Annotated in this window: 22 protein-coding genes and 1 other RNA gene; 14 read left to right on the top strand and 9 right to left on the bottom strand. The window is 65.0% G+C overall.

The window, feature by feature from the left end; all coding sequences use genetic code 11:
- Positions 1-4: 4 nt before the first annotated feature.
- From U5A57_RS38150 to trxA, 4 genes are all read right to left on the bottom strand, one after another.
- Entirely contained in the window at positions 5-1,561 is a 1,557-nt protein-coding gene (locus U5A57_RS38150; protein WP_321917198.1) for an MFS transporter, read from the bottom strand.
- Entirely contained in the window at positions 1,558-2,100 is a 543-nt protein-coding gene (locus tag U5A57_RS38145; protein ID WP_321917196.1) for a MerR family transcriptional regulator, read from the bottom strand. Before U5A57_RS38145 ends, U5A57_RS38150 begins: the two co-directional genes overlap by 4 nt.
- 162 nt (positions 2,101-2,262) lie before the next feature.
- Positions 2,263-3,525 (bottom strand): transcription termination factor Rho, encoded by a 1,263-nt coding sequence (rho, locus tag U5A57_RS38140; protein ID WP_027818379.1) that lies wholly within the window; start codon positions 3,523-3,525, stop codon positions 2,263-2,265.
- 294 nt (positions 3,526-3,819) lie between these two features.
- A complete protein-coding gene (trxA, locus tag U5A57_RS38135) occupies positions 3,820-4,146 on the bottom strand; it encodes a thioredoxin TrxA (RefSeq protein WP_027818380.1) in 327 nt (108 codons plus the stop codon).
- Between the two features lie 454 nt (positions 4,147-4,600).
- Here trxA and ffs point away from each other — a divergent pair.
- From ffs to U5A57_RS38110, 5 genes are all read left to right on the top strand, one after another.
- An RNA gene (ffs, locus tag U5A57_RS38130) (signal recognition particle sRNA small type) lies at positions 4,601-4,699 on the top strand.
- A 221-nt stretch (positions 4,700-4,920) separates the two neighbouring features.
- Complete coding sequence (locus U5A57_RS38125) at positions 4,921-7,332, top strand: DNA polymerase III subunit gamma/tau (RefSeq protein WP_321917194.1); 2,412 nt, start codon at positions 4,921-4,923, stop codon at positions 7,330-7,332.
- A gap of 82 nt (positions 7,333-7,414) precedes the next feature.
- The gene (locus U5A57_RS38120) at positions 7,415-7,741 is read left to right on the top strand and encodes a YbaB/EbfC family nucleoid-associated protein (protein WP_028204938.1); all 327 of its coding nucleotides are present in this window, start codon (positions 7,415-7,417) and stop codon (positions 7,739-7,741) included.
- Positions 7,742-7,926: 185 nt separating this feature from the next.
- The gene (gene recR, locus U5A57_RS38115) at positions 7,927-8,523 is read left to right on the top strand and encodes a recombination mediator RecR (protein WP_321917192.1); all 597 of its coding nucleotides are present in this window, start codon (positions 7,927-7,929) and stop codon (positions 8,521-8,523) included.
- Positions 8,524-8,574: 51 nt separating this feature from the next.
- Positions 8,575-9,855 (top strand): CaiB/BaiF CoA-transferase family protein, encoded by a 1,281-nt coding sequence (locus tag U5A57_RS38110; RefSeq protein ID WP_321917190.1) that lies wholly within the window; start codon positions 8,575-8,577, stop codon positions 9,853-9,855.
- Between the two features lie 75 nt (positions 9,856-9,930).
- On the opposite strand, the gene U5A57_RS38105 is transcribed toward U5A57_RS38110, so the two are convergent.
- Positions 9,931-10,902, bottom strand: coding sequence for an NADPH:quinone oxidoreductase family protein (locus tag U5A57_RS38105; RefSeq protein WP_321917189.1), 972 nt, complete (start codon positions 10,900-10,902; stop codon positions 9,931-9,933).
- 269 nt (positions 10,903-11,171) lie between these two features.
- Here U5A57_RS38105 and surE point away from each other — a divergent pair, with 269 nt between their 5' ends.
- Genes surE through U5A57_RS38080 form a run of 5 tightly spaced genes read left to right on the top strand, consistent with a single transcriptional unit; the run spans position 11,172 to position 15,848 of the window.
- Positions 11,172-11,933 (top strand): 5'/3'-nucleotidase SurE, encoded by a 762-nt coding sequence (surE, locus tag U5A57_RS38100; protein WP_321917188.1) that lies wholly within the window; start codon positions 11,172-11,174, stop codon positions 11,931-11,933.
- Positions 11,930-12,991: a protein-L-isoaspartate(D-aspartate) O-methyltransferase gene (locus tag U5A57_RS38095; RefSeq protein WP_321917186.1), complete on the top strand. Its 1,062-nt coding sequence runs from the start codon at positions 11,930-11,932 to the stop codon at positions 12,989-12,991. Before surE ends, U5A57_RS38095 begins: the two co-directional genes overlap by 4 nt.
- A 5-nt stretch (positions 12,992-12,996) precedes the next feature.
- On the top strand, positions 12,997-13,920 hold the full coding sequence (locus tag U5A57_RS38090; protein ID WP_321917185.1) for a peptidoglycan DD-metalloendopeptidase family protein: 924 nt from the start codon (positions 12,997-12,999) through the stop codon (positions 13,918-13,920).
- A gap of 13 nt (positions 13,921-13,933) precedes the next feature.
- Positions 13,934-15,049 carry an RNA polymerase sigma factor RpoS gene (gene rpoS / locus U5A57_RS38085; protein ID WP_321917182.1) on the top strand — a complete coding sequence of 372 codons (1,116 nt, stop codon included), beginning with the start codon at positions 13,934-13,936 and terminating at the stop codon, positions 15,047-15,049.
- A 19-nt stretch (positions 15,050-15,068) separates the two neighbouring features.
- The gene (locus U5A57_RS38080; protein ID WP_321917181.1) at positions 15,069-15,848 is read left to right on the top strand and encodes a 3'-5' exonuclease; all 780 of its coding nucleotides are present in this window, start codon (positions 15,069-15,071) and stop codon (positions 15,846-15,848) included.
- 23 nt (positions 15,849-15,871) lie between these two features.
- Here the strand turns inward: U5A57_RS38080 and U5A57_RS38075 are convergent, their stop codons facing one another.
- The 3 genes from U5A57_RS38075 to U5A57_RS38065 form a co-directional block, all read right to left on the bottom strand.
- Positions 15,872-16,753, bottom strand: coding sequence for an endonuclease/exonuclease/phosphatase family protein (locus U5A57_RS38075; RefSeq protein ID WP_321917179.1), 882 nt, complete (start codon positions 16,751-16,753; stop codon positions 15,872-15,874).
- 168 nt (positions 16,754-16,921) lie between these two features.
- On the bottom strand, positions 16,922-17,227 hold the full coding sequence (locus U5A57_RS38070; protein ID WP_321917177.1) for a hypothetical protein: 306 nt from the start codon (positions 17,225-17,227) through the stop codon (positions 16,922-16,924).
- Positions 17,228-17,318: 91 nt separating this feature from the next.
- Positions 17,319-17,510, bottom strand: coding sequence for a hypothetical protein (locus U5A57_RS38065; RefSeq protein ID WP_321917175.1), 192 nt, complete (start codon positions 17,508-17,510; stop codon positions 17,319-17,321).
- Positions 17,511-17,739: 229 nt separating this feature from the next.
- Between U5A57_RS38065 and rlmD the strand changes: the two genes are divergently transcribed.
- Positions 17,740-19,158 (top strand): 23S rRNA (uracil(1939)-C(5))-methyltransferase RlmD, encoded by a 1,419-nt coding sequence (gene rlmD / locus U5A57_RS38060; protein ID WP_321917237.1) that lies wholly within the window; start codon positions 17,740-17,742, stop codon positions 19,156-19,158.
- Positions 19,159-19,270: 112 nt separating this feature from the next.
- Here the strand turns inward: rlmD and U5A57_RS38055 are convergent, their stop codons facing one another.
- The gene (locus U5A57_RS38055) at positions 19,271-20,110 is read right to left on the bottom strand and encodes an outer membrane protein assembly factor BamD (protein ID WP_415765986.1); all 840 of its coding nucleotides are present in this window, start codon (positions 20,108-20,110) and stop codon (positions 19,271-19,273) included.
- A 98-nt stretch (positions 20,111-20,208) separates the two neighbouring features.
- Between U5A57_RS38055 and U5A57_RS38050 the strand changes: the two genes are divergently transcribed.
- From U5A57_RS38050 to phaC, 3 genes are all read left to right on the top strand, one after another.
- Positions 20,209-21,456, top strand: coding sequence for an RluA family pseudouridine synthase (locus tag U5A57_RS38050; RefSeq protein ID WP_321917172.1), 1,248 nt, complete (start codon positions 20,209-20,211; stop codon positions 21,454-21,456).
- Positions 21,453-22,331, top strand: a complete 879-nt coding sequence (gene pgeF, locus U5A57_RS38045) for a peptidoglycan editing factor PgeF (protein ID WP_321917170.1) — start codon at positions 21,453-21,455, stop codon at positions 22,329-22,331. Before U5A57_RS38050 ends, pgeF begins: the two co-directional genes overlap by 4 nt.
- Before the next feature lie 408 nt (positions 22,332-22,739).
- Positions 22,740-24,683: a class I poly(R)-hydroxyalkanoic acid synthase gene (gene phaC, locus U5A57_RS38040; RefSeq protein ID WP_321917169.1), complete on the top strand. Its 1,944-nt coding sequence runs from the start codon at positions 22,740-22,742 to the stop codon at positions 24,681-24,683.
- Positions 24,684-24,791: the final 108 nt, after the last annotated feature.

Here is a 24,791-nt window from a genome sequence, read left to right as displayed (position 1 = left end):
TCGTTCAGTCAATCTGCTTTTGCCACGCGGCGAAGATCCCGCCGCACACCGCCACGCCGATCAGGAAGTAGAACCCGTCGAGCGAACTCAGAAAGCTCGCCTGCTGCGCGACCATGCGGCTCACCTGCGCGAGCGCGAGTCCATGCGCTTCGCTTGCGGACCGGCCCATGAGCTCGAACGAATGCGTGAGCGCGGCGTACGTGCGCTGAAACGCCGGGTTGAACGGATTCACGAATTCGGCGAGCCGCGTCTGGTGCAGCGCGAGCCGGTGCTGCTCGACGATGATAACCGTGGCGGTGGCGAACGATATCGTCAACTGCCGGACGACGTTTTTCAAGCGGTAACCGTGCGTGAATTCTTCGATTGCGAAGATGCGAAACGTGAGATTCGCGACGGGCAGCACGATGAAGAGCAGTAGCAGGCCGCGCAGCAGCAGCGGCGGGATGAGCCAGGCTTCGCTCGCCTCTGGCGTGAGCTGCGTCATCCAGAACGAGATGAATGCCGAGAGTACGAAGCCCGGCACAATGATCCATTTCTTGTGCGTGATGAACTTCGCGTAGCGGAAATAGAAAAAGAGCGCGCCGGCCGAGATGAGCGATGTGACACCGGTGAGGCGGCCGGCATTTTCGACAGGGTAGTTGAATCCGCCTTCGAGTAGCCGCGAGACCAGATAGCTGAGTGCCGTGCTCAGGTAGTAATAGGCCATGTAGAGCAGCAGGCCCACCTGGAACGGTTTCTCGCGTAGCGCGTGCAGGCGCATGAGCGGCTTCGGATGATGCCACTGGTGCCAGCCGAACCAGGCGAGCGCGGTGACGCCGACGAGCGTGAGCAGGATGATTTCCGGCGACGCGCTGAAGAGTTCGAAGCGCACCTGCTGCATGGCGATTTGCAGCGCGCCCTGCGCAAACGCGAAGAGGATGTACGGCCAGAAGTGCGCTTCGCCGCGCTCCTCGGGCAACAAGTGACCCGTATCGGGCAATGCGAACAGGGCTAGCACGGCATAGAGCACGCCTGCGGGCGCGCAAAAGGCAAACAGGGCGCGCCAGTCGAAATGCGCGACGAGCTGACCGCCCACGAGTGGCGCGAGCGCGCTGGAGAGCACGATGAGAATGAGGAACGCGCGCGTTGCGACCGGGCGTTGCTGCGGCGTGAAGCTGATCTGGATGAGGATGCGGCAGGTGCCCATCATCGGGCCGATGAAATAGCCCTGAAACCCGCGCGCGAAGGCGAGTTCGATCGATGATTCGCACAGAGCGGCCGCGATTGCGCCGGCGGAATAGAGCAGCAGGCAGCTAGCCACGTAGCGCCGGTAGCCCATGCGCTCCACCCACCATTGCTGCTGCAGGATGCCCAGAACGGCGCATACGGCGTAGGCGCTCGACGACCAGACGAGCTCGTCGGGCGAAGCGTTGATGCCGCCCGCGATATAGCTCGTGAAGAACGAAAAGATCGCGTTGTCGTAGTAGTCGAGACCGGTCGCGAGGGCGAGCACCCATGGGAAAAAGTCGCCGCGCAGGCGTGCCGCGCTGAAGATCGGCTCGCGGGGTTGGGCCGTGCTCATGCCGAATCGTTGTCGTCGCGTGCTTGGCCTGCAGGCTCTGTAGCCTTGCCGCTCGCGGCCGCCTTGCGGCGCCGCGTGGCGGCGAGGCGTTGCTCGATCAATTGATCGGAAGGCTCGCCGGCCAGCCGCCGCTGCAGGTAATCGAGATCGTCGGCAAGCTCCGCGCGCACCGTCTGCGCTTCCTTCAACTCGCGGCGCACGTCCGCAATGCGGGTGTCCAGCGTTGCGATCTGCTGCGTAAGCGCGTTAGCGATTTGCTGCAACGACTCCTGCGAGTAGCGCCGGCGGCCTTCGCCCGCCTGCTCGAGCGGCCGCTTGAGCATTTCGGTGATGCCGTGCAGCGAAAAGCCGAGCGCGCGCAGCCGCAGGATGCGCGAGAACTGCTCGAGGTCGTGCTCGTCGTAGAGCCGGTAGCGGCCTTCGCTGCGCGAGGGGCTGACGAGCCCACGCTCTTCGTAATATTTGAGCGTGCGCGGCGTGACATTGAGCCGCTCGGCGGCGTCGCGCACCGTGAGTAGCGCAGGGGAATCCTTGGACATGAGGCACTCTTTTTTCGCCGTGGGGCGATCGAGACATGCCGCGCATTATAGTTCAACGTGAACGTTCACGTACACGTTGTGGCGTGAAACGATGTGCTGCCGGAAAAGAAAAACGCCCGCGAATTCGCGGGCGTTTTGCACTGAATCGAGCGGGCGAGGGCGTTAGCCGCCGCGGCGCATCATGTCGAAGAACTCGGAGTTGTTCTTCGTCTGACGGATTTTGTCGAGCAGGAATTCCATGGCCTCGACTTCGTCCATGTCGTGGATGAACTTGCGCAGCACCCAGATCTTCTGGAGGATGTCCGGCTTGATCAGCAGCTCTTCGCGGCGCGTGCCCGACTTGTTCAGGTTGATCGACGGGTAGACGCGCTTTTCCGCGAGGCGGCGCTCGAGGTGCACTTCCATGTTGCCGGTGCCCTTGAACTCTTCGTAGATCACGTCGTCCATGCGGCTGCCGGTTTCGATCAGCGCCGTACCGATGATGGTGAGCGAGCCGCCTTCTTCGATGTTACGTGCCGCGCCGAAGAAGCGCTTCGGACGTTGCAGTGCGTTGGCGTCCACACCACCCGTGAGCACCTTGCCCGATGCGGGCACAACGGTGTTGTAGGCGCGTGCGAGACGCGTGATCGAGTCGAGCAGAATCACGACGTCGTGCTTCATTTCGACGAGGCGCTTGGCCTTTTCGATCACCATTTCGGCGACCTGCACGTGACGCGCAGCCGGTTCGTCGAAGGTCGAGGCGATCACTTCGCCTGCCACCGAACGCTGCATTTCGGTCACTTCTTCCGGACGCTCGTCGATCAGCAGCACGAACAGGACCACGTCGGGGTGGTTCTGCTTGATGGCGTGCGCGATGTGCTGGAGCATCACGGTTTTACCGGACTTCGGCGACGCGACCAGCAGGCCGCGCTGACCCTTGCCGATAGGCGCGATCATGTCGATGATGCGGCCCGTCACGTTCTCCTCACCGCGCATTTCGCGCTCGAGCAGCAGCACCTTGTTCGGGTGCAGCGGCGTGAGATTCTCGAACATGATCTTGTGCTTCGAGGCCTCGGGCGGCTGGCCGTTGACCTTGTCCACCTTCACGAGCGCGAAGTAGCGTTCGCCGTCCTTCGGCGTGCGCACTTCACCTTCGATCGTGTCGCCGGTGTGCAGGTTGAAGCGGCGGATCTGCGACGGGCTGATATAGATATCGTCCGTGCTGGCGAGATACGAGGTTTCCGGCGAGCGCAGGAAGCCGAAGCCGTCGGGGAGCACTTCGAGCGTGCCGTCACCGAAGATCGTTTCGCCCGTCTTGGCGCGCTTTTTGAGAATCGCGAACATGAGTTCCTGCTTGCGCAGGCGGTTCGCATTTTCGATCTCGAGGCCATTGGCCATCTCGATCAATTCGGACACGTGCAGAGACTTGAGCTCGGAAAGATGCATACGGAGAACCCGTCGGGGAGGATGCGACGAAAAGAAGTCAGGGGGAACAGAAGCGAGCGGAACCGCTCAAGGACTTTTGCTTGAAACTTTGCTTGAAACTTTTATAAGGGCGCCGGATAGACGCTTTATGAATTCTAGCATAGCACACGCCAGAAACCGTCAGTGAAGACCGACAGCAAGTTTTGACGTGTTTTTATGGTGCGTGTTGTCGCATGACAACACGCACCATTGCGTGGCTCGTTCCCTTGCTGGCCGGACAATGCGCCCGGCAGGGCGGGGCGGCCGACGAAGAAGTTACAGGTGGCTGTCCAGGAACGCGGTGAGCTGCGACTTCGACAGCGCGCCGACCTTCTGCGCCGCCACGGCGCCGTTCTTGAAGAGGATCAGCGTGGGGATGCCGCGCACGCCGAACTTCACCGGCGTCGACTGGTGCTCGTCGACGTTGATCTTTGCGACCTGAAGGCGATCGCCATAATCCTTCGCGACTTCATCGAGAATCGGCGCGATCATCTTGCACGGACCACACCACTCGGCCCAGAAGTCCAGCAGCACGGGCTTGTCCGATTTCACGACGTCCTGTTCGAACGATGCGTCGCTGATATGCTTGATTTGTTCGCTCATTGTATGAATACCTCTTTCGATTCGAGGCTGAGTAAATTGCTCGCCACGATACACCAAAACTGAAAATTCATCCGGGGCCGCCGGGGCGGCCAGACCGAACCCGAGTCACACGTCCGAATCACACGCCATTCGCACGAAAACCACGTGGCCCAGCCAATTGCCGACGCCAGTGTAGCCTAAATCCCTATGCGTTGCCGACGGTGATAGTACTCATGCCGCAAACAGGGTTTCCGTCCTGCAGACCACATTCGGCGGGATATTCCGGCAGCGGCGTGAGTATTTTCGCGGGGCGTTTTCGTGCGACACCTCGTGTTCCTGAACGCTATCTGGAGGCGGCGCGGGCCGTTGCAAGAGGGGGCGCTTCATGGTGCGCAAGGACGTCCGGAGCGGCTTGGCACGTTTTTTCGCACTGCAGCAGTCGCATTGCTGCGCGAGCGATGTTAGAATGCGCCGTGACGGGCCTCCTCGCATGGAGGGGCGGTCAACCTGGTCAGGTCGGGAACGAAGCAGCCACAGCCGTTTTCCGCCAGTGCCGAGGGTCAGGCTCGTCACCTTCCTCTTTTTTCTTCCGGTTTTTCCCCCCGATACGACATTCACGCCGCGCAATTGACTGCGCGACGCAGTGCTTCGTTCGTCGTGTTTTTCAAGCCTTCATCGCCGCTGTTTCGGCGCTCCGCAATCGCCCGCTGGTGCCGCCGCGCGGCCGCGGGGCAGTAAGCATTGGCCGCCTTTCGATTCATCTGGACGCGCGGGCGTTGCTGATACAATTTCCGGATGACCTATCAAGTTCTCGCACGCAAATGGCGACCGAAGGATTTCGCTTCGCTCGTCGGACAGGAGCATGTGGTGCGCGCGCTCACGCATGCACTCGACGGCGGCCGCCTGCACCACGCGTATCTCTTCACGGGCACGCGCGGCGTGGGCAAGACGACGCTGTCGCGGATCTTCGCCAAGGCGCTCAACTGTGAGACCGGCGTGACGTCGAAGCCGTGCGGCGTGTGCCGTGCGTGCCGGGAAATCGACGAGGGGCGCTTTGTCGATTACGTCGAGATGGATGCGGCGAGCAATCGCGGCGTGGACGAAATGGCTGCGCTGCTCGAGCGTGCGGTCTATGCGCCGGTCGATGCGCGCTTCAAGGTCTACATGATCGACGAAGTGCACATGCTCACGAACCACGCCTTCAATGCGATGTTGAAGACGCTGGAAGAGCCGCCACCCCATGTGAAGTTCATCCTTGCGACGACCGATCCGCAGAAGATTCCGGTCACGGTGCTGTCGCGCTGTCTGCAGTTCAATTTGAAGCAGATGCCCGCGGGCAACATCGTCGAGCATCTCACGCACATTCTCGGTGAGGAGAAGGTCGAGTTCGAGCAGCAGGCGCTGCGCCTGCTCGCACGCGCGGCCGACGGCTCGATGCGCGACGCGCTTTCGCTCACCGACCAGGCCATCGCGTATTCGGCCAACCAGGTCACCGAAGAAGCGGTGCGCGGCATGCTCGGCGCGCTCGATCAAAGCTATCTCATCCGCCTGATCGACGCGCTCGTGGCCGGCGACGGCGCGAACGTGCTCGCCATCGCCGACGAAATGGCGCTGCGCAGCCTGTCGTTCTCCACGGCGCTGCAGGATCTCGCGAGTTTGTTCCACCGCGTTGGCTGGGCGCAATTCGCGCCTTCGTCGGTGCTCGACGAGTGGCCCGAAGCCGACGACATCCGCCGTTTTGCGCAGTCGTTGAGCCCGGAGCAGGTCCAACTTTTCTATCAGATCGCGACCCTCGGCCGCAGCGAGCTAGGCCTCGCGCCCGACGAATACGCGGGCTTCACGATGACGCTGCTGCGCATGCTCGCGTTCGAGCCTTCCGTGGGCGCGGGCAGCGTGGGCAGTGCGCCGGCTTCGAAGCCCGCTGTGGCGGGTCCGGGCGCGCGTGCGGCGGCTCCGGTTGCGGCGTCGGCGCGCGGCGCGGAGCCTGCCGTTGCGCAGCCGTTCGCGCCGAAGCCGGCAGCACCCGTGCCGCCGCAAGCCGAAATCCTGGCGAGTGTGCCGCCGGCGGTGGAAGCCGCTCCGGCGAATACGCCCGTTGTCGAGCCGCAAGCGAGTGTGCCTGCACCGCTCGCCAAGCCAGCGGCCGAAGCGCGCGTCGTGCCGCCGTGGGAGGACGAGGGCGAGTCTGCACCGAACGTGAGCACGGTGCCGGATGCTGCCGCTGCCGCCGAGGTCGAAGCGGCCACAGCTGCACCCGCTCCAGCCGAAGGGACGCAAACCGTTCAAAGCGCCGCAGCCGTTGCGCCCGCACCGCAAGTCGAGACGCGTGAAGAGCCTGCAACTGCGGCGTCCACGCGCGGTGGCGCAAGCGCTGCGCTCGACGTGCTGCGCAGCAAGGGCATGCGCGTTGCCACGGGCCGCGCTCCCGCAGCCGCTGCCAGCGGGGCCGCCCCGGCGCCCGCGCCGAAGGCTGCGCCGCGCATGGAAGTGAAGGTGCCGACGCCCGATCCGGCCCGCCGCGCCGCCGCCGCGCAGGAAGCGCAGGCGCGCCAGCCGGCGCGCAACGCCAACGCGCAGCAAGATGCCTCGGGCGCGCCGCCGTGGGACGATATCCCGCCCGACGACTATGTGCCGCTCGGCGCCGACGACGCGTATTTCGCGCCGCCCGACGATGGTTTCGTGTCGGCCTACGACAGCGAGCCGTCCGCGCCGCGCGCCGGCGCTTCGGCGCCGACGCCGTCGCCGGCCGTGGTCGATGTGAGCAAGCTGCCGCCGGGCATCCCGCTCGATCCGATCGGCTTCACCGGCGACTGGCCCGCGCTTGCCGCCACGCTAACGCTGAAGGGCATCTCGTACCAGCTCGCCTTCAACAGCGAACTGATGGCGCTCGAAGGCACGCTGCTCAAACTTAGCGTGCCGGTGCCGCAGTACGCCGAAGCCTCGCAGGTGGCGAAGCTGAAGACGGCGCTCGCCGAGCGTCTTGGCAAGGTCGTTGAAGTGAGCGTGGAAGTCGGGCCTGCACGCCGTACGGCGGCCGCGCTCGACGCCGCAGACCGCGCCCAGCGTCAACGCGAAGCCGAGCGCGAGATCGGCGCCGATCCCTTCGTGCAGCAACTGATTCGCGACTTCGGCGCGAGCATCGTGCCGGGCTCGATCCGGCCGGTCGCGCCGGACGCCGCATCGGGCGGCAGCCAGGCCGCCCACTGATTTGCGCCGCGCGGCGCGGCAAGCGTCGCGCGCTTTTGAGCGCATCGATTCGAACGACTACGATCCAGAAGGAGCAGTGACTATGTTGAAAGGCCAACTCGCAGGGCTCATGAAGCAAGCCCAGCAGATGCAGGAAAACATGAAGAAGATGCAGGAGCAGCTTGCCCAGATCGAAGTCGAGGGTCAGGCGGGCGCCGGTCTCGTCAAGGTCACGATGACCTGCCGCAACGACGTGCGCCGCGTGTCGATCGATCCGAGCCTGCTCGCAGACGACAAGGACATGCTCGAAGACCTCGTGGCCGCGGCGTTCAACGACGCGGTGCGCAAGGCCGAAGCCACGTCGCAGGAAAAGATGGGCGGCATGACCGCCGGTCTGCCGCTGCCGCCGGGCTTCAAGATGCCGTTCTAAGGAACGTTGCGAGCGCCGCGTCTGCTTTCGGCAGGCCGGCGCCCGCGCGTCTCGCGTGCCTTCTCGTGGCCGGTACGGCTGCGCAGGCGCTGGCATCGAGGCGCCAAAGCTACCAGGCAGCAGCCAGTCGTCGCAAGAAGCTACATCCGCTTCAACCCCCGTCGCGCATCTCGCGCTGAATCCGCATGAAACAACCTTCCGCTCTCGCCGCTCTCGTCGAGGCGCTGCGCGTGTTGCCCGGCGTCGGGCCGAAGTCGGCGCAACGCATGGCGTATCACCTGATGCAACACGACCGCGACGGCGCCGAAAAGCTCGGCAAGGCGCTCCTGTTCGCGACCGAGAATCTGAAGCATTGCGAGAAGTGCAACACCTTCACCGAAGCTCAGGTCTGCGAAACGTGCCTCGACGAGGAGCGTGACCCGACGCTCCTGTGCGTGGTCGAAACGCCGGCCGACCAGATCATGCTCGAACAGACCATGACGTACCGCGGTTTGTATTTTGTGCTGATGGGGCATCTGAGTCCGCTCGATGGCATCGGTCCGAAAGAGATCCATTTCGACCGCCTCGTGAAGCGCGCCTCGGACGGCGTTGTCAAGGAAGTGGTGCTCGCAACCAATTTCACGAACGAGGGCGAGGCAACGGCCCACTACCTCGGCCAGACGCTCAAGGCGCGCGGGCTCGCCGTCACGCGCCTCGCACGCGGCGTGCCGGTGGGCGGCGAGCTCGAATACGTCGACGCGGGCACCATTGCGCGAGCCATGCTCGACCGGCGCTCGATGTAGCGTTTCGCCATGCCTTGGCGCCGTTAGCCGAACAGAACGACAGGAGACACCATGAGCGCAGCCGCTGCTTCCCCCAATTCCGCCGATTCACAATCGAACGCATCCGCAGCCAAAGGTACGGGACCGCTTGCGGGCGTGAAAGTCCTCGAACTCGGCACGCTGATCGCCGGCCCCTTCGCCGCGCGCTTTCTCGGCGAGTTCGGCGCCGAAGTGATCAAGATCGAAGACCCCAAGGGCGGCGACCCGCTGCGCAAATGGCGCAAGCTCTATCCGGAAGCGGGGGGCACGTCGCTCTGGTGGGCCGTGCAGGCGCGCAACAAGAAGTCGGTTACGGTCAATCTCAAAGCCGAAGAGGGCAAGGAGATCGTGCGGCGCCTCGCGAAGGAAGCCGATATCGTCATCGAGAACTTCCGGCCTGGCCTGCTCGAAAAGCTCGGGCTCGGCTACGACGTGCTCTCGAAGGAGAATCCCGGTCTCGTGATGGTGCGGCTCTCTGGCTACGGCCAGACGGGCCCGTACCGCGACCGCCCGGGCTTCGGCGCGATCGCCGAATCGATGGGCGGTCTGCGTCACATCACCGGCTATCCCGAGCTGCCGCCGCCGCGCATCGGCATTTCGATCGGCGACTCGATCGCGGCTTTGCACGGCGTGATCGGCGCGATGATGGCGCTGCATCACCGCAACATGAACGGCGGCAGCGGCCAGATCGTCGATGTCGCGCTCTATGAGGCCGTGTTCAACATGATGGAGAGCGTCGTACCCGAGTACGGTGTGTACGGCATGGTGCGCGAGCGCACCGGAGCGTCGCTGCCGGGTATCGTGCCGTCGAATACGTATCCGTGCCGGGATGGCAGCATCGTGATCGGCGGCAACAGCGACCCGATCTTCAAGCGCCTGATGATGGCAATCGAGCGCGCGGACCTCGCGAATGATCCGCAACTTGCACACAACGACGGCCGCGTGCCGCGCACGGCGGAGATCGATGGCGCCATCGCGGCGTGGCTTTCCACGCGCACCATCAACGAAGCACTCGACGTGCTCAACGCCGCCGACGTGCCCGTGGGCCGCATCTACAGTGTGGCTGACATGTTCGCCGATCCGCAGTTCGCGGCACGCCAGATGATTCAGCAGTTCCGCTGGCAGGCGCCGGGTGCGAAGGAAGGCGAGGGCGTGGATATCGCGCTGCCTTCGGTCACGCCCAAGCTCTCGGCAACGCCTGGCGACACGCGCTGGCTTGGACCCGCGCTCGGCGAGCATACCGATGAAGTCCTGCAAGCGTTGGGTTATGGCGCGGACCGCATCGCACGGTTGCGCGAGCAACAGATCGTCTAGGGCAGCTGGCATCATGCAAAACGGCTCGCACATCGCGAGCCGTTTTCGTTTTACTTGCCATGTTGCAGGAAGCGTTCAGGGCTCGATCACGATCTTGCCTGTCACCTTGCGCGAAGCCATGTCCTTGAGTGCTTGCGCTGTATCGGCGAGCTTATAGCGCTTCGAGACGTACGGCTTGAGCTTGCCTTCGCCGATCCAACCGACCATTTGCGCGAACGCTGCCGCGTTGTGCTGCGGCTCGCGGCGCGCGAAATCGCCCCAGAACACGCCGACGAGGCTCGCGCCCTTGAGCAGCGCGAGATTGAGCGGCAGCCTTGGAATCTCGCCATTCGCGAAACCCACGACGAGATAGCGCCCGCGCCAGCCGATGCTGCGAAACGCCGGCTCGGCATACTCGCCGCCCACCGGGTCATAGATCACGTCGGGGCCCTTGCCGTCGGTGAGCGCCTTGACGCGCTCGCGCAAGTCCTCGGTGCTGTAGTTGATGGTGGCGTCCGCACCGAAGCGGTGGCAGACTTCGAGCTTCTCCTCGCTCGAGGCCGCCGCGATCACGCGCGCGCCGAGCACCTTGCCGATCTCCACCGCAGCAAGCCCCACGCCGCCCGCGGCGCCGAGCACGAGCATCGTTTCGCCTGCGCGCAGCGCGGCGCGATCGACCACGGCGTGGTGCGACGTGCCATACGCAAGCGTGAAGGCGGCGGCCGTCGCGAAGTCGGCGCCCTCCGGCAACGCCACGCACGCCGATGCATCCGCAAGCGCCTGTTCGGCGAACGCACCCGTGCCCACGTACGCCACCACGCGCGTGCCCGGCGCGAGCTTCACGCCTTCGCCCGCGGCGCGCACCACGCCTGCGAGTTCGGCGCCCGGCGTGAAGGGCAGCGGCGGCTTCATCTGATACTTGTTTTCGATGATGAGCACGTCGGGGAAGTTGACGGCCGCGGCCTTCACGTCGATCACCACCTGGCCCGGGCCCGGCACCAGGTCGGGCGAGTCTTCGAGCGTGAGCGAGTCGGGCGGGCCGTACTGGTTGCAGCGGATTGCGCGCATCGTGTCTCCTGTCTTGATCCGGTTCGGTTGCTTTCAGTTGCATCGGTCATGGATTCGCTACAGCAGGACAGTGTACGGCAATCCGTCTTGATGCGAACGATCGTGCGATTTATTTCGTATCGTTGACACGTGTCTTTCCAGGCGTAGCGCGAATGCGAATGCGTCCCGGATCGGCAAGCGATTCGACGTTCGACTCAAGGCCCAACGCGTGCTGCCGCAAGGGCCGGGCTGTCGTTCGCGTGCCTTCTTTCCTCGGTTACAATCGCTCGATGCGAATACTACTCAGCAACGACGACGGTTATCTCGCCCCCGGCCTGGCCGCGCTCTATGAAGCGCTCAAGCCGCTCGGCGAAGTCACGGTCATGGCGCCCGAGCAGAACTGCAGCGCCGCATCGAACTCGCTTACGCTGTGGCGCCCGCTGTCGGTGTTGCGATCGGCGAGCACCGGCTTCTACTACGTGAACGGCACGCCCACCGACTCGGTGCACATCGCGCTCACGGGCATGCTCGACCAGCAGCCCGACCTCGTGGTCTCCGGCATCAACAACGGCCAGAACATGGGCGAGGACACGCTGTACTCGGGCACCGTGGCTGCGGCGACCGAAGGCATCATGTTCGGCATACCCGCCATCGCGTTTTCGCTCGTCGACAAGGACTGGGTGCACCTCGATTCCGCTGCGCGCGTTGCGGCCGAAATCGTTGCGCATTACCTCGCGAACCCGTTGCCGGGTCATCCGCTGCTGAACGTCAACATCCCGAACCGGCCGTACGACGAACTGGGCGATTGGCGCGTCACGCGCCTCGGCAAGCGTCATCCTTCGCAGCCCGTGATCCGCGAGACCAACCCGCGCGGCGAGCCGATCTACTGGATCGGGCCGTCGGGCAGCGCGCGCGACGCGAGCGAGGGCACGGACTTCCACGCGGTGTCGAACGGCCACGTGTCGATCACGCCGCTGCAACTCGATCTCACCCATACGCAGATGCTGTCCGCGACGCACGACTGGGCGCGCAAGGGCGGCAGCGTTTCATGACGGGCGAGCGCACGAAGCGTTTTCCGCTCGGGCTTGCGGATCTCGTGCGCGAGCCGCGCCGGCGCGACACGCGCCCGGGCGACGCACGCACGCCGCTCGCGGGCGCGGGCAACAGCGGCGCCTCGAAACCGGGCGTCGGCGCGCTCGCGAAGCCGGGCACGAAGGTCGGCACGCCGGCCGTTGCGAAGTCCAACGCAAACGCACCGTTCAAGGCGCCGCCTGCGAAGGCGGTCAATGCGAAGCCAATGGCCGCGAAGCCGGCAGGTTCGATCAAGCCAATGCATCCTGCTGGCAGCGCGGCCGCGCCACGCGCCGCAATGCCGGGTGGTGCGAGTGCGCCGCGTCCTGCCGTCACCGTCACGGGCGCGCCTGGCGTTGCGCTCAACGGCGCGCATGCACTGACTTCGGAACGCGTACGCGAACGCATGGTCGAACGCCTGCGTGCAAACGGCATTGCCGATGCGCGCGTGCTCCAGGCGCTCGCGGCCGTGCCGCGCCACATGTTCATCGACCCGGGTCTGGCTACCCAGGCCTACGAAGATGCGGCGTTGCCGATCGGTCATCACCAGACCATCTCGAAGCCTTCCGTGGTCGCGCGCATGCTCGAACTCGCGGGCGCGGGCCGTGTGCTGGAGCGCGTGCTGGAAATCGGCACCGGCTGCGGCTATCAGGCCGCCGTGCTGAGCCAGATTGCGCGCGACGTGTATTCCATTGAACGCATCAAGCCGTTATACGAGCGCGCGAAGACGAATCTTCGTCCGCTGCGTATCCCGAATATCCGCTTGCACTACGGCGACGGACGGCTCGGTTTGCCGTCGGCGGCGCCGTTCGACGCGATCGTGATCGCCGCCGCCGGCTTCGACGTGCCGCAGGCGCTGCTTGAGCAACTCGCCATCGGCGGGAAGCTCGTGGCGCCCGTGGCGGTGTCCGGCATGCAGAGTGCCGCCGGTGAAGCGACGCAGGTCCTCACGCTCGTGGAGCGCACGGGGCCGGCGCAGTGGCGGGAGTCACGCCTGGATCGCGTTTTCTTTGTCCCCTTAAAATCTGGAGTGATCTGAATCCGATGAGTATGTTGCGCGCGATCAAAAGAAACCGCCCGAATGTCGACCTGCCCGCAGCCACGCTGATCGCAGCCCAGCGCGGCACCGCGGTCGTCGCGCTCTGCCTTCTGGCCGCATGCGCCACGCGACTCGATCAGGCACCTGTGGTGGACCGCACCGCGCCGCTCGGCACGGCGGCCGCGCAGCCTCCGGTGCCGCTCGGGCCGCCGCCTCCGGGATACTACCGGGTGAAGCCGGGCGATACTCTCTATAGGATTGCGCTCGAAAACGGCCAGAATTATCGCGACATCGCGACGTGGAACAATCTCACCAATCCGAATCAGATCGAGGTGGATCAGTTGTTGCGCGTCGTGCCGCCGGGTGCGAATCCGTCGGCGTACACGCCGGGCGTTGTGACCGCGCCGGTTCCGGGTGTGGGTGCTGCACCGGGCGCAGCGGCAGCAGGCTCGCCTGCGCAGCCGCCGCTCTACGGTCCGGGTGCGAATGCATCGGCGCCTACGGCGGCCGTGCCGCCGCAGCCGGGTGCAAGCGGCGGTGATATGGCCGCGGCGCCAAGTGGCAACATCGCGCTTGCGTGGCCGGTGCGTGGTCCGGTGCTCAACGGCTTCGACGATACGAAGAACAAGGGCATCAATATCGGCGGTGCGCCGGGCGATCCTGTCAAGGCTGCTGGCGATGGGCGCGTGGTTTATGCCGGAAATGGGCTGCGCGGTTACGGCAATCTCATTATCATCAAGCATGACGCGACGTTCTTGACCGCGTATGCACACAACCGGACTTTGATGGTAAAAGAAGGGGATGCGGTCACCAAAGGTCAGAAGATCGCCGAAATGGGCAATACCGACTCGGACCGGGTGATGCTGCATTTCGAAGTACGCCGTCAGGGTAAGCCCGTCGACCCACTGAAGTACTTGCCGCCGCAATAAAAGCGAGCCGACCATGCCGAAATCGAAGCGCCGTCTGCAGCAATCCGAGTCTGACAGCCAAGCCGCCCAGGTTTCGGTGGAGGACGGCGCGCAGGCGGGCGACGACGACACGTCGCCCGACCTCGACGGCGGCCGCGATTTCGAGGAGCGCGACGAGCGCGAGGAACGTGAAGAGCGCGATTCCCCGGCCGACGAAGGCGGCTCGGGCGAGGGCGCCGAAACGGCCGAAGCCGCACCCGACGCCGACGATTTCCGTGCCATGCTGCAGGCCGAACTCACGGCCGACACCATCCAGCATTATCTGAACCGGATCAGCGTGAAGCCGCTCCTCACTGTCGAGGAGGAGCAGCGCTACTCGCGTCTCGCCAAGGCCGGCGAGTTCGAGGCGCGTCAGGTCATGATCGAGCGCAATCTGCGCCTCGTCGTCAGCATTGCCAAGGGTTATCTCAATCGCGGTGTGCCGCTGCTCGACTTGATCGAGGAGGGCAACCTCGGCCTCATGCACGCGATCGAGAAGTTCGATCCCACACGCGGCTTCCGTTTCTCGACGTATGCGACCTGGTGGATCCGCCAGAGCATCGAGCGCGCCATCATGAACCAGGCGCGCACCGTGCGCTTGCCGGTGCACGTGATTCGCGAGCTCAACCAGGTACTGCGCGCGAAGCGCCATCTGGAGAAGAATTCGCTCAACGCCGACTCGGCCTCGGAGCGGCGTGACGCGAGCATCGACGACATCGCCTATCTCACCGGCAAGACCACCGATGAGGTCACCGACATTCTCGCGCTCAACGAACACACGGCTTCGCTCGACGCGCCGCTCGACCTCGACCCGGCCAGCAGCCTGCTCGACCTGCTTTCGGACGACCAGAGCCAGTCGCCCGATGCCGAAGTGCAGCACCGCGAGCTGGAAACGCTTACACGCGCGTGGCTCGGGCGTTTATCCGATAAGCATCGCCACGTCATCGAACGGCGCTTCGGGCTGAATCATATCGAGCCCGCCACGCTCGAAGAGCTGGCCGACGAGATGGGCCTCACTCGCGAGCGCGTGCGGCAGATCCAGCAGGAAGCGCTGGTGCGTCTCAAGCGCTTTTTCGCATCGAACGGCGTGCGCAAGGACGCCGTTCTCTAAACCCTCGCAGTCCATCTGAATGACAGTTCCTGTACTCGTATTCGACATCGAGACGATTCCCGATGTCGACGGCATTCGCCGTCTCGAAGATCTGCCCGCCACACTCACCGACACCGAAGTGGCCGAACACGCCTTCGCTGCGCGCCGCGAGAAAACCGGCAGCGATTTTCTGCCGCATCATCTGCAGCGCGTCGCCGCGATCTCGTGTGTGTTCCGCGACGGGCAGGGCTTTCGCGTGCGCTCGCTCGGCACGCCCGAAGACGGCGAAGCGCGCCTGATCGATTCGTTCTACCGCACAATCGAGAAGTACTCGCCGCAGCTCGTTTCGTGGAACGGCGGCGGCTTCGACTTGCCGGTGCTGCACTATCGCGCGCTCGTGCACGGCATTCGCGCGGTGCGCTACTGGGAAATGGGCGACGCGGACCGAGAGTTCAAGTGGAACAACTACATCAGCCGCTACCACACGCGCCACACTGACCTGATGGACCTGCTCGCGATGTACCAGCCGCGGGCGAATGCGCCGCTCGACGCGCTCGCGAAGCTCTGTGGTTTTCCGGGCAAGCTCGGGATGGACGGCGGGCAGGTGTGGACTGCATTTCAGGAAGGCCGCATCGAGGAGATCCGCAACTACTGCGAGACCGACGTGGTCAACACGTATCTGCTCTATTGCCGGTTTCAGATGATGCGCGGCGGTTTCACAGAGCGCGAATATGCGGATGAGATTGAGTTCGTGAAGCAGTCGCTCGCCGCCGAAACCGCACCGCATTGGGGCGAGTACCTCGAAGCGTTTGTCGGCTGAGCGCGCAGCCGGCCGATTACCCCTTAGCCTAGTTCGAGCACGATCGGCTGATGATCCGAAGCCTGGGTCGCGCCGTCGATTTCGCAGCTTCGCAGGCGTGGGCGCAAATCCGCCGTGACAAAGACGAAGTCGCACGCAAGCGGGCCGTCCGACCATTGCTTCGTGTCATAGACGCCGGCCGTGGGCGGCGGCGTCGCGCCGGCGTGCAGCGCGGTCCACGCGTCGATAAAGGCGGGGCTGCCCGCGAGCGGCTCGAGCATGCGTGTGTACGCCTCGCTGCCCCATGCGCTGTTGAAGTCGCCGCACACGATCGCCGAGACGGGGCGCGCGGTGCGGGCGAACGGCCCCGCATCGTTTTCGGCGGGCGCGGGATGCGCCGCGTGATCGGCGGCTTCCTGCTGCAGGCGCCGCAACTCGTCCACTTGCGCGAGCCGTTGGCGCAGCGAGTAGAACTCCAGATGCGTGGTCAGTACGCGCAGCGCGCCGCCCGGCGCGTCGAGCACAGCTTCGAGCACGACACGCTGCATTGAGGGCGCGGCGGAGTCGGCGGGCCACGGCAGGGCGTGGCGAAACACCTGCGCGACGGGCAAGCGCGCGGCGAGCGCGTTGCCGAACTGGCGGCGCGGCATCGGCGCCGCGTCTTGACGGGAGCCTGGTGGGTCAAGGTGCGCAGGCAAGTCGGCGCCGATTGCCTCGATGACCGCAAAGCCTGGCAGCAGCGCCCGGAGTTCGGCGAACTGATCGTCGCCTGGACCGCCCGGCAGCGCCCGGAACCCGCGTGTGATTTCCTGCAGGCATAGCACGTCGAAGTCGGCAAGACGCCGCGCCTCGCGCACCGTGCGCGCGAGATCGACGGCGCCAGAAGCGTCGCGGCCCCACTGCACATTCCAGCTGACCAGTTTCATCGGCACGCTCCTCGCATGGCGCGGCGGCGGTTCCCGCACGTGTAACCCTAGCCTGGTTTCTCCTGCCGTGTTGTATGAAGAATATCGTGTGCGAAACGCTGTTCGCCCGCCCGCTGGCACGGGTAGGCGTGTGCACGCAGTGGCGTCGCTCGCTCGAGCGTATTGACGTTAGATCCGGCGACCCTGACACGCGGCGCGCGTCGTGCCGGCAACATGGTTGCTGCGGTCGAAATACACGGAGAACGGCACGTTGCGGGCGCTGCCGAGATCGTATTTGCCGAGGTCGTACTGGAAACAGTCGAGGCCGTTGGTCTGGTAGCCGCGATCGGGCGGCCCCATACGCTTGTAGACATCGCTTTGCGTCATGCCCGGCTGGATGGAGGCGACGAGTTGATCGGGCTGGATGGTCGGGCCGCACGCCGCAAGGCCCACGAGCGTCGTTGCGACGAGCGCACAAAGAGGTAGCTTGCTCACTTCGGTTCCGTTGGTGAAGGGGTGGATATCCTTGCCGCCGCAACCGGCGTCAATCTATGGGACGATTCTGAAAGCGTCTGATCGAGCTGCATCAGTCGAACAGAATGCGCAGGCCGAACAGCAGCAACGCGAACAGCGCGATGGGGATCGCGAGGTTGGCAACGCCGAGCAGCAGCCGGCGGTGCGTGCTTGCGCGTCTGGAAGCCAGCGGTTCGGCGACGGTGGCGGCGCCGAGTGCGACAAGCAAAAGCGCGAACGATTGCAGGAAGACGAGGGCAGACATGTTGACGATTCCTTCGCGTGAGTGGGGCTTATCACGCCTCAGGAATCATCGTAGTGACGGGGGGCAGCGAGCACGATCGGACAAGTTCGAAAACAGCAGCGCCGGAGCGCGGGCGCAGACTTCGACTACAATCTCGCCTTCGCCCACAATTGACTCATCGTCAGTCAGGAATCCGCTGGTGTCTCAAGCTGCCCCCGACCCTCAAGCCGAGCCTGCTCAGGCCGAGCCCATGCCGCCCACGCCCACGAAAAAGCGCAGCAAGCGCGAGCGCCGCGCCGAAAAACGCGCCGCCATCGAAGCCTCGGTCGCTCATGCCCCCATTCTCGAGATCGAGTCGCTCGACATGGAGGCGCGCGGCGTTGGCCGCACCGTCACCGAGACAGGCGAGCCCGGCAAGGTGATCTTCGTCGAGGGCGCGCTGCCGGGCGAGCGCGTGACCTACTCGAGCTACCGCAAGAAGCCCACGTTCGAACAGGCGCAAGTGGTGAGCGTGCTGCGTGAGAGCGCGATTCGCACGAAGCCGCAGTGCGCATTCTTCGGCACCTGCGGCGGCTGCTCGATGCAGCACCTCGACGTGCGCGCCCAGATCGCCGTCAAGCAGCGCGTGCTCGAGGACAACCTCATGCACCTTTCGAAGGTGCGTTCGGAGACGATGTTCCGGCCGATTCACGGGCCGTCGTGGGGCTACCGCTATCGCGCGCGCCTCACGGTGCGCAACGTGCCGAAGAAGGGCGGCGTGCTGGTCGGTTTCCACGAAAAGAAGAGCAGCTATGTGGCCGACATGACGAGCTGCGAAGTGCTGCCGCCGAACGTCTCGGCGATGCTCGTGCCCCTGCGCCATCTCGTCGCCCAGCTGTCGATCAGCGATCGCATGCCGCAGATCGAACTCGCCGTGGGTTCGAGTGTGACGGCGCTCGTGCTGCGCATTCTCGAGCCGCTCACGGCCGCCGACGAAGACCTGCTGCGCGCATTCGCCGACGAGCACAACGTCCAGTTCTGGCTGCAGCCGAAGGGCCCGGACACCGTGTTCCCGTTCTATCCGCTCGACAAGGAACTGGACTACACGCTGCCCGAATACGGCATTCGCATGCCGTTCAAGCCCACGGACTTCACGCAGGTCAATCACCAGATCAACCGCGTGCTGGTGGGCCGCGCGCTGCGTCTGCTCGCGCCGGAGCCGGGCGACCGCGTGCTCGACCTGTTCTGCGGCATCGGCAACTTCACGCTGCCGCTCGCGCGTCTCGCGCGCGAAGTGGTGGGGATCGAAGGCAGCGACACGCTGACGGCCCGTGCACTGGAAAATGCGCGCGCCAACGGCGTGGACGGGCATACGTCGTTTGCATGCCGCAACCTGTTCGAAGTCACCGCGGACGACATGCGCGCACTCGGCCACTTCGACAAGTTCCTCGTCGACCCGCCGCGCGAAGGCGCGTTCGCCGTTTCCCAGGCGCTCGCGGAAATCGCGCAGAGCGGCAATGGCCCGCTGCCCAAACGCATCGTCTACGTGTCGTGCAGCCCCGCGACGCTCGCGCGCGATGCGGGCGTGCTCGTCAACGAGGCCGGCTACCGGCTCAAGGGCGCGGGCGTGGTCAACATGTTCCCGCACACGTCGCACGTGGAGTCGATCGCGCTGTTCGAGCGCGATTGAGGATGTCAGCGCGGCGCAGGCGCGAAGCCTGCGCCGCCGCAGAAATAAAAAAACGCCACGGAAAACCGTGGCGTTTTGCTTTCCTGCGCGCCTCAATGCAGAGGCGCGGCGATCACCAGATCTGCCACCAGGACTTGTCTTCCTTGCCAGGGCGCGCGTGACCGGTGATGTACGGGCTGTCCGGGAAGGTGCCGGCGAGCACGCGGCGCGTGTCTTCGGCGAGCTGCGGCTGATCGAGCTTCTGATACGACAGGATCATGATATGCAGCGCGTCTTCAATCGCCGGCGCGCTCTTGTAGTCCTGGATCGCGAGCTGCGCGCGGTTGATGGCCGCCACATAGGCGCCACGGCGGTAGTAGTAGTCGGCCGCATGTACTTCGTGCGAAGCGAGCGCGTTCACGATGTAACGCATGCGCTGGGCGGCGTCCGGGGCGTACTTGCTCTGCGGATACTTGTCGACCACGACCTTGAATGCGTCATACGACTCGCGCAGCGACTTCGGGTCGCGCTCGCTCATGTCCTGGCCCGAGAAGCGGCCGAACAGACCCAGGTCGTCGTTGAAGTGGATCATGCCCTTGAGGTAGTACGCGTAGGCGACGTCCGGGTGATCCGGGTGCAGCTGGATGAAGCGGTTGATCGCCTGGTCGGCGGCGTCGTTCTCGTTGTCCTTCCAGTTGCAGTAGGCTACGTTGATCTGCGCCTGCTGGGCGAAGTGGCCGAACGGGTCGCGGCCCTGAAGTGCTTCAAAATATTTCGCGCACTTGCCCCAGTCGCCGCCGGAGAGCGCATCCTGGGCCTCCGTATATAATTTGTTGTTGTTCCACGCTGCCGTTTCGTCGGTCTTTTCCGGCAGGCCGTGGCAGGCCGCGACGACGGCGATAGCCGCGCCGCAGACAGCCAGGCGAACGACGTTGCCAATCTTGCCGAGCAGGTTTGCTCGCGCCGCGCGCATTGCGTTTCGGTCCACCGCGTGTTGGGCCAGTTTCGTAATCGTGTTCAAGGCTCGCATTTATCCAGTCCAGCTTCAGGTCCACAGGTGACCCAGACTCAATGACCCGTACAGTTATTCCGGGGGCCGGCGCTCCCGGCGCCCAAAACAGCATCAGCGATTATAGCCTGGGCGATGCACCCGATGACGCAGCCGCCAGTGAGGCGTTCGACGACGAACTCGCAGGCGAGGGCGCCGGTCGCACCCCGCGTGCGCGCGCCGACGAGGCCCCGCGTTCGATTCAGGTGCCTGATGAGCTCGCGGGCGAGCGCCTCGACAAGGTGCTCGCCAAAGTATTTCCGGAATTTTCACGCAGCCGTTTGCAGGGCTGGATCGAGGAGCAGCGCGTGCGCGTGGACGGCAAGCCGGCCAAGGTGCGCCAGCCGGTGCCGCTCGGCGCGACCATCGAACTCGTGCCGGACCTCCTGCCCGAGCAGCTTGCGTTCACGCCCGAGCCGGTGCCGCTCGACATCGTTTATGAAGACGACGCCATCGTGGTCATCAACAAGCCCGCCGGGCTCGTCGTGCATCCGGCGGCGGGCAACTGGAGCGGCACGCTCCTCAACGGCCTCCTGCATCGCTATGGCGAAGCGGCGGCGGGGCTGCCGCGCGCCGGCATCGTCCATCGGCTCGACAAGGAAACGTCCGGGCTGATGGTCGTCGCGCGCACGCTGCAGGCGCAAACCGACCTCGTGCGCCAGTTGCAGGCGCGCACGGTCAAGCGCCGCTACCTCGCGCTCGTGTGGGGCAACATGGCCGACGAAGGCACCATCGACGCGCCCATCGGCCGCGACCCGCGCGAGCGCACGCGTATGGCGGTGATGAAGGGGGCTTCGGGCAAGCCCGCGCGCACGCATTTCCGGCGTATCGACAAGACGCTCTGGCACAACCAGCCCATTAGCGCCATTCATTGCGATCTGGAAACGGGGCGCACGCACCAGATTCGCGTGCACTGCGCGCATGTCGGCCATCCTTTGCTGGGCGATCCCGTGTATGGCCACGCGCGCGGCAAGCGCTCGGTCGCGGCGTTGCCCGACGGCTTTGCGCGCCAGGCGCTGCATGCGTGGCGCCTCGGCCTCGTTCATCCGGTCACGGGCCGCGCGATGCAATGGCGCGCCGAGGTGCCCGACGACCTCGACGCGCTGATCGAGGCGCTTGGCTTCGGCGGCAAAGAAGACGAGGACGAAGTCGGCTTCGATGAAGACATGTTCGACAGCGCGTACACCGACGAAGGCTACGTGATCGGCAGCGACGAAGACGATTACGAAGACGACGAAGACGATTCGCAAGACGAGGACAAGCACGCATGACGACCCGCCCGGAACTGACGTCCGACGATGTGTTGCATCCCGACTGGCAGGTTTCGCCGCGTGTGCGCGCGCTGGTCACGACGCGTAACGGCGGCGTGAGCGAGCCGCCATTCGGTCGTTGGCAGGCGGCGCAGGGCGGTGAAAGCGGTGAGGGCATCGATCTTCCCGGCGGCTTGAATCTGGGCCGCGGCTCCGGCGATGATCTCGCGCACGTCGAGGCGAACCGCGAACGGCTGCTCGCGCATGCGGGCGCGCCTGCCGCGTGGCTCAAGCAGATCCACGGTCCCGTCGTGGTCGACGCCGCAGCCGCGCTTGCCGCCGCGCGCAAGGGCGCGCCGCTCGAAGCCGACGCGAGCGTCACCGCCGAGCCCGGCATCGCCTGCACGGTGATGGTGGCCGACTGCATGCCCGTCCTGCTGTGCGATGGCGAGGGCCGCGCCGTAGGCGCCGCGCACGCGGGTTGGCGCGGGCTGGCTGCAGGCGTCATCGAGCGCACCGCCGAGCGCGTCGCCGCGCTCGCAGGCTGTGCGACTGCAGACCTCCACGCCTATCTCGGCCCCGCCATCGGGCGCACGGCCTTCGAGGTCGGTGCAGACGTGCGTGACGCGTTCATGACCCATGTGGAGCATGTCGATGCGGCACAACGCGATGCGTACCGCGCGGCCACCGCGGCGGCTTTCGTCGCGCGCCCCGAGGCGAGCGGAAAATACCTCGCCGATCTTCCCGCACTCGCGCGGCTGCGCCTCGATACGCTCGGGGTGCGCCACGTCAGCGGCGGCGACATGTGCACGGTTACGCTGCGCGAGCGTTTCTACTCGTACCGGCGCGATCGCGTCACCGGCCGCATGGCCGCGTTGATCTGGCTTCACCCCTGACTTTGCCGCACCGCGCCGCCGTGACGCAACGCGGCGGCGCGTCGTGAACCGGACGATGATTTGTTGCGATGCAGCGATTCCCGCAAAGTGCCATGTGCCACCCAGCGCGCATCGAATCCCTATCTGCCGCATTGCACTGCAAGCGCTTGCCGCCACGGCAGATTTTTGTGCGCCAGACCGCACAACGATATGTCGCGACAGTTAAACAATTGATTACATCGGGAAAACGATAATTAAAAAAATATCGCAGCGCGGCAAAATCGGGCACAAGCATTGACACGCTTTGCAATGGGGAGCAAGAATGTCCCTCACCCACGGGACAGGTCGTGACGAGCGCCGCAACGGCGCCCGTATGCGTACCACCTGCCTCTCAACCAGTCCTTCGGGACACATCGGTCAAAAGCAGGCATGACGGCATCTCAACGTTCCAAGACTGCCCCGGGCTCGGGCGCTTCAACTGATGGTGCAACGCGCGGCAATCCGCCTTTCGCCCCCGACGCAGCAGGCATGCAGCACTATCTCGACGCGTGGACGAACGCCTGGAAGAGCGCCCTGAATGCTGCGCAGCAAACGGGCGGCGCGGCGCAGCAAGCACCTTTTGCGGGACTGGCTGCCAACTGGTGGCCGTCGGCGGGCAACGGTGCGTCGAGCAACCCCTTCGCTGCGGGTAACCCCTTCGCTGCGGGTAACCCCTTCGCTGCAGGCAATCCCTTCGGCGGCGCGAACCCGTTCGAAGGTTTCAAGCTTCCTACGGCGTCGATCGAACCTACACGGCTGCAGCATCTGCAGGCGGAATATTCGCGCGACGCGCTCGACTTGCTGCGCCAGGCCACCGACACCACGCCCAAAGCGCCCGAACTCAAGGACCGGCGCTTTAGCTCCGACGCCTGGAAGGCAACGCCCGCGTACGCGTTCACGGCGGCATGGTATCTGCTCAACGCGCGCTACCTGCATGAACTCGTCGACGCGATCGATACCGATCCGAAAACGCGCGAGCGCATTCGCTTCGCCGTGCAGCAGTGGACCGCGGCAGCCTCGCCCAGCAATTTCCTCGCGCTCAATCCCGACGCGCAAAGCGCCTTGCTCGAGACGCACGGCGAGAGCCTGCGCCAGGGTGTCATGAACCTGCTCGGCGACATGTCGCGCGGCAAGATCTCGCAAACCGACGAATCGCGCTTCGTGGTGGGCCGCAACCTCGCGACCACCGAAGGCTCGGTCGTGTTCGAGAACGCGCTCTTCCAGCTGATCCAGTACAAGCCGCGCACGGCCACCGTGCGCGAGCGGCCGCTCTTGATCGTGCCGCCGTGCATCAACAAGTACTACATCCTCGACCTGCAGCCCGAGAATTCGCTCGTTGCATATGCGCTCGAGCAGGGGCAGCAGGTGTTTCTCGTCTCCTGGCACAACGGTGACGCGTCGATCGCGGACCGCTCCTGGGACGACTACATCGAAGAGGGTGTGCTCACAGCGATCGAGACGACGCGCAGCATCAGCGAGCGCGAGCAGATCAACACGCTCGGCTTCTGCGTGGGCGGCACGCTGCTCGCTACGGCGCTGGCCGTGGCTGCGGCGCGCGGCGAACATCCCGCTTCGTCCATGACGCTGCTCACCGCGATGCTCGACTTCGGCGACACGGGCGTGCTCGACGTGTTCGTCGACGAAGCCCACGTGCAGATGCGCGAGCAGACCATCGGCGGCAAGAATGGCGGCACGCCGGGCCTCATGCGTGGCGTCGAGTTCGCCAACACGTTCTCGTTCCTGCGGCCCAACGATCTGGTCTGGAACTACGTCGTCGACAATTACCTGAAGGGACGTACGCCCGCGCCGTTCGACCTGCTGTTCTGGAACAGCGACTCGACGAGCCTGCCGGGGCCCATGTACGCGTGGTACCTGCGCAATACGTACCTGGAAAACAAGCTGCGCGAGCCCGGTGCGCTCACGGTGTGCGGCGAGGAAGTGGATCTTTCGCGCGTCGACGTGCCGACGTTCATCTACGGCTCGCGCGAGGATCACATCGTGCCCTGGCGCACGGCTTACGCTTCGGTGCCGCTGCTGTCCGGGCCGTTGAAATTCGTGCTTGGCGCGTCGGGGCATATTGCGGGCGTGATCAACCCGGCGTCGAAGAACAAGCGCAGCTTCTGGAGCATCGAGGCCGACGCGAAGCATTTGCCGGAAGAGGCCGACGACTGGTTTGCCGCCGCTGAGGAGAAACCCGGCAGCTGGTGGCCAACCTGGGCCGAATGGCTCGAGCAGTACGGCGGCAAGAAGGTGAAGCCGCGTGCGCAAGCCGGCTCGGCGGAATTCCCCGAGATCGAGCCGGCGCCGGGGCGTTATGTGCAGCAACGCGATTGAAACGATCGAAGCGATTCGAGCGTTTGACACGCTTGCTGCGGAATTCGGATTAACAACTTGACGGGCGGGGCGCATGGCGCGCCCTCAAGCCGCCCGGAGGATCTGGAA

The sequence above is a fragment of the Paraburkholderia sp. J11-2 genome, assembly GCF_905220185.1.
Taxonomy (GTDB): domain Bacteria; phylum Pseudomonadota; class Gammaproteobacteria; order Burkholderiales; family Burkholderiaceae; genus Paraburkholderia.
The sequence above is the reverse complement of the archived record's forward strand: the minus strand, read 5'-3'. Positions and strand labels throughout refer to the sequence as shown.

Excerpts from the sequence above, each read along its gene's own strand:
- U5A57_RS38150 (WP_321917198.1), bottom strand. The coding sequence starts at position 1,561 with ATGAGCACGGCCCAACCCCGCGAGCCGATCTTCAGCGCGGCACGCCTG.
- U5A57_RS38145 (WP_321917196.1), bottom strand. The coding sequence starts at position 2,100 with ATGTCCAAGGATTCCCCTGCGCTACTCACGGTGCGCGACGCCGCCGAG.
- rho (WP_027818379.1), bottom strand. The coding sequence starts at position 3,525 with ATGCATCTTTCCGAGCTCAAGTCTCTGCACGTGTCCGAATTGATCGAG.
- trxA (WP_027818380.1), bottom strand. The coding sequence starts at position 4,146 with ATGAGCGAACAAATCAAGCATATCAGCGACGCATCGTTCGAACAGGAC.
- U5A57_RS38125 (WP_321917194.1), top strand. The coding sequence starts at position 4,921 with ATGACCTATCAAGTTCTCGCACGCAAATGGCGACCGAAGGATTTCGCT.
- U5A57_RS38120 (WP_028204938.1), top strand. The coding sequence starts at position 7,415 with ATGTTGAAAGGCCAACTCGCAGGGCTCATGAAGCAAGCCCAGCAGATG.
- recR (WP_321917192.1), top strand. The coding sequence starts at position 7,927 with ATGAAACAACCTTCCGCTCTCGCCGCTCTCGTCGAGGCGCTGCGCGTG.
- U5A57_RS38110 (WP_321917190.1), top strand. The coding sequence starts at position 8,575 with ATGAGCGCAGCCGCTGCTTCCCCCAATTCCGCCGATTCACAATCGAAC.
- U5A57_RS38105 (WP_321917189.1), bottom strand. The coding sequence starts at position 10,902 with ATGCGCGCAATCCGCTGCAACCAGTACGGCCCGCCCGACTCGCTCACG.
- surE (WP_321917188.1), top strand. The coding sequence starts at position 11,172 with ATGCGAATACTACTCAGCAACGACGACGGTTATCTCGCCCCCGGCCTG.
- U5A57_RS38095 (WP_321917186.1), top strand. The coding sequence starts at position 11,930 with ATGACGGGCGAGCGCACGAAGCGTTTTCCGCTCGGGCTTGCGGATCTC.
- U5A57_RS38090 (WP_321917185.1), top strand. The coding sequence starts at position 12,997 with ATGAGTATGTTGCGCGCGATCAAAAGAAACCGCCCGAATGTCGACCTG.
- rpoS (WP_321917182.1), top strand. The coding sequence starts at position 13,934 with ATGCCGAAATCGAAGCGCCGTCTGCAGCAATCCGAGTCTGACAGCCAA.
- U5A57_RS38080 (WP_321917181.1), top strand. The coding sequence starts at position 15,069 with ATGACAGTTCCTGTACTCGTATTCGACATCGAGACGATTCCCGATGTC.
- U5A57_RS38075 (WP_321917179.1), bottom strand. The coding sequence starts at position 16,753 with ATGAAACTGGTCAGCTGGAATGTGCAGTGGGGCCGCGACGCTTCTGGC.
- U5A57_RS38065 (WP_321917175.1), bottom strand. The coding sequence starts at position 17,510 with ATGTCTGCCCTCGTCTTCCTGCAATCGTTCGCGCTTTTGCTTGTCGCA.
- rlmD (WP_321917237.1), top strand. The coding sequence starts at position 17,740 with ATGCCGCCCACGCCCACGAAAAAGCGCAGCAAGCGCGAGCGCCGCGCC.
- U5A57_RS38055 (WP_415765986.1), bottom strand. The coding sequence starts at position 20,110 with ATGCGCGCGGCGCGAGCAAACCTGCTCGGCAAGATTGGCAACGTCGTT.
- U5A57_RS38050 (WP_321917172.1), top strand. The coding sequence starts at position 20,209 with ATGACCCGTACAGTTATTCCGGGGGCCGGCGCTCCCGGCGCCCAAAAC.
- pgeF (WP_321917170.1), top strand. The coding sequence starts at position 21,453 with ATGACGACCCGCCCGGAACTGACGTCCGACGATGTGTTGCATCCCGAC.
- phaC (WP_321917169.1), top strand. The coding sequence starts at position 22,740 with ATGACGGCATCTCAACGTTCCAAGACTGCCCCGGGCTCGGGCGCTTCA.